The sequence below is a fragment of the Acetomicrobium mobile genome (genome assembly GCF_937920065.1).
The window spans coordinates 37,200-48,032 of record NZ_CALETC010000171.1; the positions used below are offsets into that span (position 1 = coordinate 37,200).

Consider the following 10,833-nt stretch of genomic DNA (forward strand, 5'->3'; position numbering starts at 1 on the left):
AAATGCGTCCCCCTTTGCCTCCATCACTTTACAAGAAACTCTTTGCCCTTTATCAAGTAGTCCATCCCAGACCAAATCGTTAAAATCATGGCGATCCACATCATGACCATGCCCCCGGAAATCTCGAACATCATCATAAAGATGGCAATGATTTGGCTAACTGTTTTGGCTTTACCGCCCTTGGATGCTGCGATTACCTCGCCTTCAGCAGCCGCTAACATTCGCAATCCCGTTACGATGAACTCCCTTGAAACGATGACGACCACTATCCAGGCTGGCAACCTTTGAAGCTCCACCAGGGCAACCAAAGCAGCCGTAACCAGAATCTTGTCCGCCAAAGGATCTATGAATTTGCCTAAATTGGTGACCATGCCGTGCTTTCTTGCGATATATCCATCGGCCATGTCGGTAAATGCAGCTATGATAAACACAATTCCCGCCAGTACGTCGCCATGCTTTATCCCTATGCTTAAAAACACCAGCATCAGTGGAACCAAAAAGACTCTCGAGAGGCTCAATGCATTAGGAAGATTCATGCTACCCATCTTAGTTGCGCCCTCCTTTGATGACTTCTCGTCGCAAATAGGTTCATTACACACCGAGATAAGCCTCCCTCACCTGCGGATTTCTTATCAACTCTTCTCCCGAACCTTCAAGGACGATCTCGCCCACTTCTAAGACGTAAGCATAATGAGTAAGGTTAAGGGCAGCAAAAGCGTTCTGCTCGACGAGAAGTATGGTCTTTCCTTGTGCGTTTATCTTCTTTATTATATCAAATACTTCTTTTACCAAGATTGGCGCAAGTCCCAAAGATGGTTCATCCATCATTATAAGTTTCGGATCACTCATAAGTGCCCTGCCAAGAGCGAGCATCTGCTGCTCGCCTCCAGATAAAGTTCCCCCTTTCTGCCACGACCTTTCCTTCAACCGCGGAAAAAGCTCAAAAACTTGCTCCAAATCCCTTTTTATTCCCTCGTTATCTTTTCTTAGATATGCACCGAGCATCAAGTTCTCCATGACAGTGAGGTTTGGGAAAATCTTTCTACCCTCAGGGACCAATACAATTCCGCTTTCTACGATTTTTTCGGGAGACAGTTTCGAAATATCCACGTCATTGAAAGTTATGCTCCCGCTTTTCTGTTTAATCAAACCGGCTATGGATCTTAAAGTACTACTTTTGCCAGCTCCGTTCGCTCCAATCAATGTGACGATGGCTCCATCTGCCACTTCAATGGAAATGCCCTTTATGGCGTGAATGCCTCCGTAATAAACGTGAAGGTCTTTAACTATTAACATAACGAGCGTACTCCTCTCCCAAATAAGCTTCAATAACCCTTTCGTTGGATTGAATAAAGGAAGGAGGACCTTCCGCAATTAAAATGCCATAATCTAAGACCCATATATGCTCGCATATCCCCATCACCACACGCATATCATGCTCTATGAGCATGATAGTTAAACCAAAAAGATCCCTAATCTCTTTGATAAACTCCATAAGTTCATGGGTTTCTTTTGGGTTCATCCCCGCAGCCGGCTCATCCAGCAAGAGTATTTCCGGGTCAGTTGCCATGGCACGTGCTATTTCCAAACGCCTTTGTTGACCGTAAGGAAGGGAGGTTGCCACTTCGTCGGCCAGGTGCTCTAGCCCAACCTTACGCAATAAATCCATGGCTTTGTCTTTAATCATGCGCTCTTTTTTAAGGGTGGAGGGCAGCAATAACGGCGGCTCCCACCACTTTACGGGCATCCTTACGTTGCAAGCTACCATCACGTTTTGAAGCACCGTCTCGTTGACAAACAACCTGATGTTTTGAAAAGTACGTGCGATTCCTAAGGAACACACCTCATGGGGTTGTTTGCCAGATATATCCATTCCCCTAAATAGGATCTTGCCAGCAGTGGGTTGATAAAACCCGGTTATCACATTGAAAACCGTAGTCTTTCCAGCACCATTTGGCCCTATGAGACCTACTATGCTGCCTTTAGGGACCTCAAGGGAAAGATCATTGACGGCCGTCAACCCACCGAATTTCATAGTTAGACCTTCCAACTTCAAGGTAGAACCAATGGAATCATTCATGTCCTTTAAACCTCCCCAGGTAGCCAAAAATGTCATCCCACGTCAGCTCCCTCATGCCCATTATGCCTTCGCGCCTGAAAAGTATTATGAATATCAAGGCTAGCGAGAAGATGACCATCCTCATGCCGGGTATCCCAGGGATATGGATAGGGCCTAAAGTCATAGGACTTTCAACTATCCTAAGCCACTCCAACAATATAGTAATTACAGCACTTGCTATGCATGTGCCTGTTATGGATCCAAGCCCTCCAGCTACCACCATCATGAGGACATTAAAGGTTAAGGTAAACATGTACATTTTGGGATCTATGGTGGTTATAAAGCTTGCCTGTAATGCTCCGCCGACACCCGCAAGGAAGGAGCCCATGGCAAAAGCTTCGATCTTATATCTAAAAACGTCGATTCCCATGGCTTTCGCAGCCATTTCGTCATCCCTTATTGCCTTCAGCGCATTACCATAATTACTGTTAACTAATCTAATCATGGCATAGAGCCCGACGAAGAGGAAACCGTAATTCCACCATAGATTTGCGTAAGACGGAATTCCCTTCAAACCCAAGGCTCCATTTGTTATGCTTGGGATATTATTAGCCACTACCCTAACTATCTCAGCAAAACCCATGGTAGCTATTCCAAGATAATCACCGCCAAGCCGAAGAATGGGAATTCCAATCAATATTGCAAAGATCGCAGCTATAGCACCTCCCAAAAGAACAGCGGCTAAAAAAGGCGCCTGCAAGACCGAAAAGGGCCACCTTAGGGGTTGTAATATGAAAATCATCTTCTTCTGCAGTGGCGGTAATATTAAAAGTGCGCATGTATAGGCTCCTATGGCCATAAAGCCCGCATGCCCTAAAGAAAACATGCCTCCGAATCCATAGATCAAATTAAGGCCTAAAGCTAATATTGTATTTATAGCTATTAAGTTTATAATTTGAACCTGATATCCGGAAAGATGTCCTTCGGCCCACCACAAAAATAGACCAAACACGGCAACGGCTAAAAGATTTAATATATGGTTACGCGATAATGACATCATACCTTCTCCTCCAATCGTTCTCCCATAATGCCAGTTGGTCTTAAAAGTAGTAAGAAAATGAGAAGGATAAAGGCAAAAGCATCTTTAAATCCTGATAAATTAGGGAAAAAGGCTACTATCATTATTTCAATGAAGCCAAGGAACATGCCTCCAATCACAGCTCCCTGAATGGAACCTATGCCCCCCACAACCGCGGCAATGAAGGCCTTAAATCCGGGAATCATTCCCATCATGGGATGAACCTGGGGATATCTTAGTGACCACATGATGCCCGAAGCCGCGGCCAAGGCCGAACCAATCATGAAGGTTATGGCTACAATTTGGTCCACCGAGACACCCATTAAACGACTCGTCTCGATATCCTTGGAAATCGCTCGCATGGCAAGTCCTGGTTTAGTCTTATAAACCACGTAAAGAACCACTAACATCAAAACGAAGGAAATTAATGGCACCACAAGAGTTAGGGGCAAAAAATGAACTCCATGCACCAATAAAGGCATTACTAACCAATCGGGGCGATAAACTGGACGAGGTATGGCAGAGAACACTACGATGGCAAAGTTTTGCAAGAAAAAGGAAACACCTATAGCGCTGATCAGGGCCGAAATCCTCGGAGCATCTCTCAAGGGCCTGTAAGCACACCTGTCTACCAAAACCCCACAAAAGGCCGTGGCAATTATAGCAACCGGAACAGCTGCTACCCACGGCAGATGGAAAAGAGTTGTCCCCCAGAAGACGAAATAGGCTCCCAACATGAAAATTTCGCCATGGGCGAAATTTATCAACCTCAATATTCCATATACCATCGAATAGCCTATGGCGATCAAGGCATACAAACTTCCCAGGGTAATCGCGTTCAGAAAATGTTGTATAAACATCTGATACGACATAATTTTCCTCCTTTAGGCAACATCCTAAAAATAGGGGGAGGCATGCCTCCCCCGCAGTATCTTTGTCACTTGCCAAAAGCTGCCTAGCCTTACTTCCCGCTTTCAGGAGGAACGGTAGCAACGTAGATTTGTTTTCCCTCTTTAACCATCTTGATCCCCACAGATTTGATAGCGTTGTGGTTTTCATCGATGGTCGTGGGACCAGTTACTCCAACCCAATCCTTGGTCGCGGCAAGTTGCTCCGTAATGGCTTCAGGATCTGCCTTTCCGGCTCTTTTTATACAATCAATGAGCAACATGTAGCAGTCATATCCAAGGGCAGCATTGGCATTAGGTTCTTTCTTGAACTTCTCTCTGAAGGCTTTGGTAAATTCCTGTGCAATGGGATTCATATCGGGCATCTCCGGCGCATAGGGGAATGTAGTGTAGATGAAGCCCTCTACTGCCTCCCCGCCTATTTTGATCATGTCAGGATTATCCATTGCATCTCCGCCCATGATATGAAACTTGCCACCCAATTCACGGGCTTGCTTCATGATTATTGCTCCCTCGGCGAAGTAGGAAGGGATATAAAGGAGTTCAGCATCTTTGCTTATAATCTCGGTCAATTGCGCAGTAAAGTCTTGATCGCCGGATTGATAGTTAAGGTCAGCTACCACCTCGCCTCCAAGATCCAAGAAGGCCTTCTTAAAGAAAGCCGCCAATCCAACGCAGTAATCCTGCGCTACGTCCTTTAATATTGCAGCCTTTCTAACACCTAGCTGTTCGTAGACATATCTGGCAGCAGCTGCACCCTGGAAGGGATCGATAAAACACATGCGGAAATAATATTTTTTGCCCTGCGTAACCAAGGGATTAGTTGCCGAGTCAGTAATACAAGGTATGCCGTATTGCTCAGCTACCTCACCTCCAGCCATGCACAGCGAGGATCCATAGCTTCCGATGATTGCAACAACTTTATCCCTTTCAATTAAGCGTTTAACGGCGTTCGCTGCTTCAACTTTATCGGATTTGTTATCCACAATCACTAATTCAACCTTTTTGCCCAACACTTCGGGAGCCTGCTCGTGGGCAAGCTGTATTCCTTCAACGGTTAGCTGGCCACCAAAGGCGTTTTGGCCTGTGAGTGGCTCATAGACACCGATCTTGATCACCTCTTCGGCAGCATAAGCCGATATCCCACAAACCGCCAAAATTAACCCAGCAAAAAAAAGAAACCGCATAAATCTTTTCATTTACACCCCTCCTCTAGTATTGATATTAGAATGCCCTTTGTTATTATATAAAAAGCCTGCTGAGAATGGAAGCTATGTTAACTATTTTGAGCTGAAAAATATTTGCTACGGCCCGGTGGATTAAACAAATCGTTATTTTTTGCAGCAATGCCCAAACTAATGGACTTTTAGGACTTTCGTATGGTTTTAATTACCTCGTAAGATATTTTAGATAATGCCCAAGGACCTCCCTACTTTAGAAAATTTGTCGACAGCAAAGTCCAGATCCTCCTTAGAATGTGCCGCTGAAACCATGGCCCTCAACCTGGCGCTGCCTAAGGGAACGGTCGGATAGGCGATGGATTGTATAAATATTCCCTCCTCAAACAATTTCAAACTAAACTCCTTTGCTTTATTCGCATCACCAACCATTATCGGAGTGATGGGCGTTTGAGACCTACCGATGTTAAACCCTTTCTCCTTTAAGGACTTCTTGAGGTAGTTGCCATTTTCCCAAAGCTTTTTCACTAAATCGTCACTTTCTTCCAAGATATCCACAGCCGCGATATTGGCGGCAACGTCAGGAACAGTTAGAGCGCTGCTAAACAAGTTAGGACGAGCTTTTTGACGCAAAAACTCGATCAACTCCTTGCTTCCTGCAATAAATCCTCCGACAACACCAAAGGCCTTGGATAAAGTGCCAACTTCAATGTCAACTTTTTCGCCCAAACCGAAATGATCAACAATTCCCCTTCCTCCACGACCTAAAACACCTTCGCCGTGGGCATCATCGACCATGACCATGGCGCCATACCGATCCGCCAATTCCACTATATCAGGCAAAGGAGCTATGTCCCCATCCATAGAAAAGACCCCATCGGTGACTATGAGCTTCCTGCAATCTTTATCTACATATTCTTTCAGCTTAGCCTCAAGGTCAACCACGTCACAGTGGGCATATCTTACTATCTCAGCCCTGCTCAACCTACAACCATCAATTATCGAGGCGTGATTCAACTCATCGCTAAATATGAGATCGCCTCTTTCAACTAGCGGTGGAATCGCCGACAAGTTAGCGCAAAAGCCGGATTGTACGACGAGGGCAGCTTCGGCGCCCTTGAAGGTCGCCAATTTTTCCTCTAACTCAACGTGTATTGACATCGTACCAGCGATAGTGCGAACGGCGCCAGGCCCAACACCGAATTTATCGATGTATTCCTGGGCCTTTTCACATAACCTGGGATCATTGCAAAGCCCTAGGTAATTATTTGAACACAAGTTTAAAACTTGCCTTCCCTCTATTTGTACCCACGGACCTTGAGGGCTTTCAAGGACCCTAATATGGACGTACAATCCCTCGTCCCTAAGGCGCTTAAGCTCCTCCTCCACGAATTTCATTTTAGATGACATGCCCGCAGTCCCTCCTTGAGATTGTCATATTCTATCTAATGATAGCACTGGGAAACTTCTCGCGCAAAACCTCACGTTCCGGCTCCTTTGTTCTCCTCAAAGCTTCATCCATGGCATTTTCAGGTCTGAAACACTGTATCACCCAACGGACGTTTTCGACTAAATAGCTTTGAATTATAGAAAGGTCATCATAATTCATTAAAGCTGGTACGAAGGTTGTTCGAATTTCGACTTCGAGGTCAAGATGCAATAATAAGTACAGGGACTCTTGCACCAAATTTGTATCGACGATACAACCACACAAAAGTTCATATTTTTCCCAAGGCGCCTTTACGTCCATGGCGATAGCATCGACAAATCCCCCTGACAACAACCCTTCAATGACCATTGGGTTGCTGCCATTCGTATCCAGCTTTATGGGCAAGCCAATATCCTTAAAGCGCGGCAATAACACCTTCAAACGATTGGGATCCAGCGTAGGTTCACCGCCACTTATGACAACCCCGTCCAAGAAATCTTTCCTCGATCTAATGTGCTCCACGATGAGCTCCTCGTTTAAAACAGGCAACTGCCCCATTACCATTGAACCATTATGACAAAAGGGGCATCTAAAATTACACCCCCTAAAAAACAAAACAGCCGACACATGTCCCTCCCAGTCTATGAATGACGAAGGAATATAGCCTCCTATGCCTTTAATATCAGGCCTCATAAACTCCATCTCTTTCTGCCTTCAAGCTCTGCCCTTTTTCCAGCATTCCAAGAGGAGATTTTGGTAAAATACCCCGTTATTCGCGTCACTCCATCAACGTTCGTCGAACGGCATCTATTGCAAGAAGACAGCAGGCCCCTCTCAACTATGCCACAGTCGTTGCATATGGTGAACTCTGGGCTAAAGGCCACCTGTGCGTTCTGAGAATGCAAGAAAATTTTGCGAACAAAAGAGGCCAAAGCTTTGGCATCAGGTTTATGTTCTCCCATCCATACGTGAGTTATAGCACCAGCTTTAATGAAGGGATGGAATCGTCCTTCTCTGACTACCCTTTCAATTGGGTCAACATCCGCTTCGTAGGGTATATGGGTACTGTTCGTATAAAATACCTCATCTGCCTCAACATTGCCCTTAACTACGTGCTTTGCCTCGGGAAACTTTTTCAAGTCCAATCTGGCAAGCCTATGAGCAGCGCTCTCGGCTGGAGTTTGTTCTAACACAACTTTAAATCCAACTCGTTCGGTCATTTCTTGACATTTGAGTTCCATGAACTTTACTATGGCCAACCCTAGCTCTTCTGCTTCCTTTCCTTCGTAAAGCTGCTTGCCACATAAAACTTGTACCGCTTCATTAAGGCCAAGCAATCCTATTAAGTGGCTTGCCTTTTCCAGCCTTATGTAACTCTCGCCATCATGCTCTACTGTCAAAAGCGACAACGGCCCTTTGTCCTTTAAATCCAGAAGATTTTTAATGAAGCTCCTCTTTTGAACATGCGCCTTGAGCGCAATTTCCATCAAATTTTCTAGTATTCCGAAAAAGGTCTCGAGATCACCTTGAGACCTGAAAGCAACTCGGGGCAAATTTATAGTTACGTTCTGCAAGGCTGAATATCTCATTTTCCAGGGAGTTTTGGCTTCTAGCAAGTCTTCCTCAGTTAGCTCGAAGGAGAGGCGACAGCATTCACTGAGCTTAGTCACGCCTCCTCTGTCAAAAACAAAATAGGTGTTGCCCTTTTCCGAAGCTACCATACAAGCCAACTCAAGCATCTCTTGCCATCCATCTTCCTTAAAGAAGGCATCAGTTATGTGAAGAAGCGGTTTTGGGAAAAAGAAGGGTTGAGATCTGCTATCTCCCTCCAAGTAAACTTCAAACAAGGCTCGCAAAAAACGTTTTGAGGTTAAACTGTAATCTCCATAAGTCTTGCCACTTAACTTACCACCAGGGCCAATGGCTGGCACATGGCGGAAGTGCTTTGGAATTTCATAGTACAAGTTTATGTCCGTGAAGGCTACTTGCCCTCCCCTGCCACCAGCTAATTGATTAAATTCAAATATCAACATCTGGGCCAATTGACGTAGATCGCGATCGCTGCAACCCTCAAGATAGGGAGCGAAAAACATGTTAATGGCATCCCAACCGATGGCCCCGGCAAAGTTATTCTGCAACACCGAAGTCATCTTGAGTAAATGGGCCAAAAGCACATCCGGATGTTTGGCCGGAGATGAGACACTCGTTATGGAAGGCAAGTTTAGCCCAAACTTAGCCACATATGCGGGGCTCTGTCCGCTGCAGTAGGGCCTTATTACCATCCCAAGGTCGTGAAGGTGAATGTCGCCATCTAGATGTGCGCGTGCGACATCGCGGGAAAAGAGCTTACTCAAGGCGTAATCTTTTATGATCATCTCAGCTATCGTCAAATTAACGGATTCCGGGTTGTAAGATGTATTGCTATTTTCTTTATTTGGAGAAAACATCAAAGTCTCAAGATCATAAACAGGTATACCTACCCTGGAATGATCGACAAGATAAGCATCCAACCCCCTTTGAAAAAGTTTGGTGTTAGCCATTTCCCTTATTATCGAAGTGGTAAGCCTGTCCTTGCCGCGGCGAATCACCTCCTCCTCGATTTCTACGGCAATCGAAAGGGCCGTTTCTGGATCGACCCCAGCCTCTCTGATAAGGGCATCCTTTATTTTAGCGGCGTCCCATGGACTGCGTTCCTCCTTGGAATGAGTCTCCACCATCAAGGCAAGATCCGTTGATTCTGGCCTATTGAACAAAAATTGCTGTATGCTCATTTCCGCATCGCAAAAACGGTCAAACTTCATGGACGAAGCCATCGCTATATTCTCCTCCCCTCTTCCTTCTCCAAAAGCCTTGATATCTCTTCAATAAAACTATTTAAATCGGTAAATTCACGATATACGGAGGCAAATCTAACGTAAGCAACGTGGTTTATGCTCTTCAGGGCATCTGCCACCATTTCTCCAATCATTGCGCTCGAAACTTCTCCCACGGCTAACGCGAAAAGCTCCTCCTCTATTAAAGCAACCGCGCTTTCCAGGGTCTCCAAGGGCACGGGTAGTTTTTCACAGGCGCGTATCATCCCCCTTAAAACCTTCTCCCTATCGAAAGCTTCTCTTCGACCGTCTTTTTTGACGACCAAAAGCACCGTGCTCCTTTCGATCCTCTCATAAGTCGTAAATCGCCGACCGCATTTAGGGCATTCCCTCCTTCTGCGGATGACGATGCCATTTTCAACCGCTCTCGTCTCTATAACCCTGCTATCATCATGGTTACATCTTGGACAACGCATGCATAACCCTACCTGTATGGTATATGTCTTTTTTATTTACTACATATAGTGTAATTCCTGACTGGAATGACTGAAAGGCCTTTACGCTTAAAGTTGCTCAAATTTTTGGTCCTTAGGACTCAATCAAACTTGAAAGGCTTTGGTTTGTTATTTGATGTCTACCAATCTTTAAGACTGTGTTGCACTTATTTGCAAGTTAAAAGGGGAAGACGAATATTCGTCTTCCCCTTTTAACTTGCAAGCAGAAAACAACAAGCCCGACTTTTATAGCGGGGACCCACTAACCCCGGCGCTTTCTTGGACTTGATCTTTTCTTCTTTCTTATCTCGCTCGGCTTTTCGTAGTGCTCGTGTTTCCTCGCATCTCGAAGAACTCCAACTTTCTTAACCTCTCTTTTAAAGCGGCGCAAAGTATCATCTATCGATTCGTTTTCTCTTCTGTAAACTTTAGCCATCTCTCTCCCCCCTTTCGCATCTCATGACAGCTTCAACCGGGGGGCCAACCAAATTTGCGCCCAGAAAGCAAATGTAGGTGAAGATGAAATATGCTCTGACACGCCTGGCTCCCGCAATTTATAACGACCCTGTAACCAGAGTCTACTAGCCCCATCCGCTGTGCTACTATTGTTAAAACTTCCATGAGATTAGCCCAGATGGAAGGATCTCTTACGTCTTGAGAGGTTGGTATGTGTAATTTTGGGATTATCAAGTAATGATGAGGTGCTTGTGGTGCTACATCCCTAATTGCTAAAACATCTTCCGTTTCGTATACAACGTCACTTTTTATATCGCCATTTATGATCTTGCAAAAGACGCAATTACTAACCACACGCCATTCCTCCAAAACCTTTTAATCTATTTTACCCTACATTCATGTCTCTTACAAGCCAACT

Annotated in this window: 12 protein-coding genes; all 12 read right to left on the reverse strand. The window is 45.1% G+C overall.

Features of this window, described 5'->3' with window-relative positions; all coding sequences use genetic code 11:
• Window positions 1-23: 23 nt before the first annotated feature.
• The 12 genes from pgsA to Q7P41_RS06740 all read right to left on the reverse strand — a co-directional run bounded on the left by pgsA (window position 24) and on the right by Q7P41_RS06740 (window position 10,769).
• Window positions 24-545: a CDP-diacylglycerol--glycerol-3-phosphate 3-phosphatidyltransferase gene (gene pgsA, locus Q7P41_RS06685; protein ID WP_303883047.1), complete on the reverse strand. Its 522-nt coding sequence runs from the start codon at window positions 543-545 to the stop codon at window positions 24-26.
• A gap of 46 nt (window positions 546-591) precedes the next feature.
• Complete coding sequence (locus tag Q7P41_RS06690; protein WP_303883031.1) at window positions 592-1,296, reverse strand: ABC transporter ATP-binding protein; 705 nt, start codon at window positions 1,294-1,296, stop codon at window positions 592-594.
• Entirely contained in the window at window positions 1,283-2,080 is a 798-nt protein-coding gene (locus Q7P41_RS06695) for an ABC transporter ATP-binding protein (protein WP_303883033.1), read from the reverse strand. Before Q7P41_RS06695 ends, Q7P41_RS06690 begins: the two co-directional genes overlap by 14 nt.
• Window positions 2,073-3,119: a branched-chain amino acid ABC transporter permease gene (locus tag Q7P41_RS06700; protein ID WP_303883035.1), complete on the reverse strand. Its 1,047-nt coding sequence runs from the start codon at window positions 3,117-3,119 to the stop codon at window positions 2,073-2,075. Before Q7P41_RS06700 ends, Q7P41_RS06695 begins: the two co-directional genes overlap by 8 nt.
• Window positions 3,116-4,009, reverse strand: a complete 894-nt coding sequence (locus tag Q7P41_RS06705; protein WP_303883036.1) for a branched-chain amino acid ABC transporter permease — start codon at window positions 4,007-4,009, stop codon at window positions 3,116-3,118. The genes Q7P41_RS06700 and Q7P41_RS06705 overlap by 4 nt, the downstream gene beginning before the upstream one ends.
• A gap of 89 nt (window positions 4,010-4,098) precedes the next feature.
• Window positions 4,099-5,244 carry an ABC transporter substrate-binding protein gene (locus Q7P41_RS06710; protein ID WP_303883037.1) on the reverse strand — a complete coding sequence of 382 codons (1,146 nt, stop codon included), beginning with the start codon at window positions 5,242-5,244 and terminating at the stop codon, window positions 4,099-4,101.
• A 207-nt stretch (window positions 5,245-5,451) separates the two neighbouring features.
• On the reverse strand, window positions 5,452-6,633 hold the full coding sequence (locus Q7P41_RS06715) for a glycine C-acetyltransferase (protein WP_303883038.1): 1,182 nt from the start codon (window positions 6,631-6,633) through the stop codon (window positions 5,452-5,454).
• Between the two features lie 31 nt (window positions 6,634-6,664).
• Complete coding sequence (locus Q7P41_RS06720) at window positions 6,665-7,345, reverse strand: anaerobic ribonucleoside-triphosphate reductase activating protein (protein ID WP_303883039.1); 681 nt, start codon at window positions 7,343-7,345, stop codon at window positions 6,665-6,667.
• On the reverse strand, window positions 7,342-9,465 hold the full coding sequence (nrdD, locus tag Q7P41_RS06725; RefSeq protein WP_303883040.1) for an anaerobic ribonucleoside-triphosphate reductase: 2,124 nt from the start codon (window positions 9,463-9,465) through the stop codon (window positions 7,342-7,344). Before nrdD ends, Q7P41_RS06720 begins: the two co-directional genes overlap by 4 nt.
• A gap of 2 nt (window positions 9,466-9,467) precedes the next feature.
• Window positions 9,468-9,941 (reverse strand): transcriptional regulator NrdR, encoded by a 474-nt coding sequence (gene nrdR, locus Q7P41_RS06730; protein ID WP_303883041.1) that lies wholly within the window; start codon window positions 9,939-9,941, stop codon window positions 9,468-9,470.
• A gap of 280 nt (window positions 9,942-10,221) precedes the next feature.
• Window positions 10,222-10,395 carry a 30S ribosomal protein S21 gene (gene rpsU / locus Q7P41_RS06735; protein ID WP_303883042.1) on the reverse strand — a complete coding sequence of 58 codons (174 nt, stop codon included), beginning with the start codon at window positions 10,393-10,395 and terminating at the stop codon, window positions 10,222-10,224.
• A 32-nt stretch (window positions 10,396-10,427) separates the two neighbouring features.
• Window positions 10,428-10,769 (reverse strand): histidine triad nucleotide-binding protein, encoded by a 342-nt coding sequence (locus Q7P41_RS06740; RefSeq protein ID WP_303883043.1) that lies wholly within the window; start codon window positions 10,767-10,769, stop codon window positions 10,428-10,430.
• Between the last annotated feature and the right edge of the window lie 64 nt (window positions 10,770-10,833).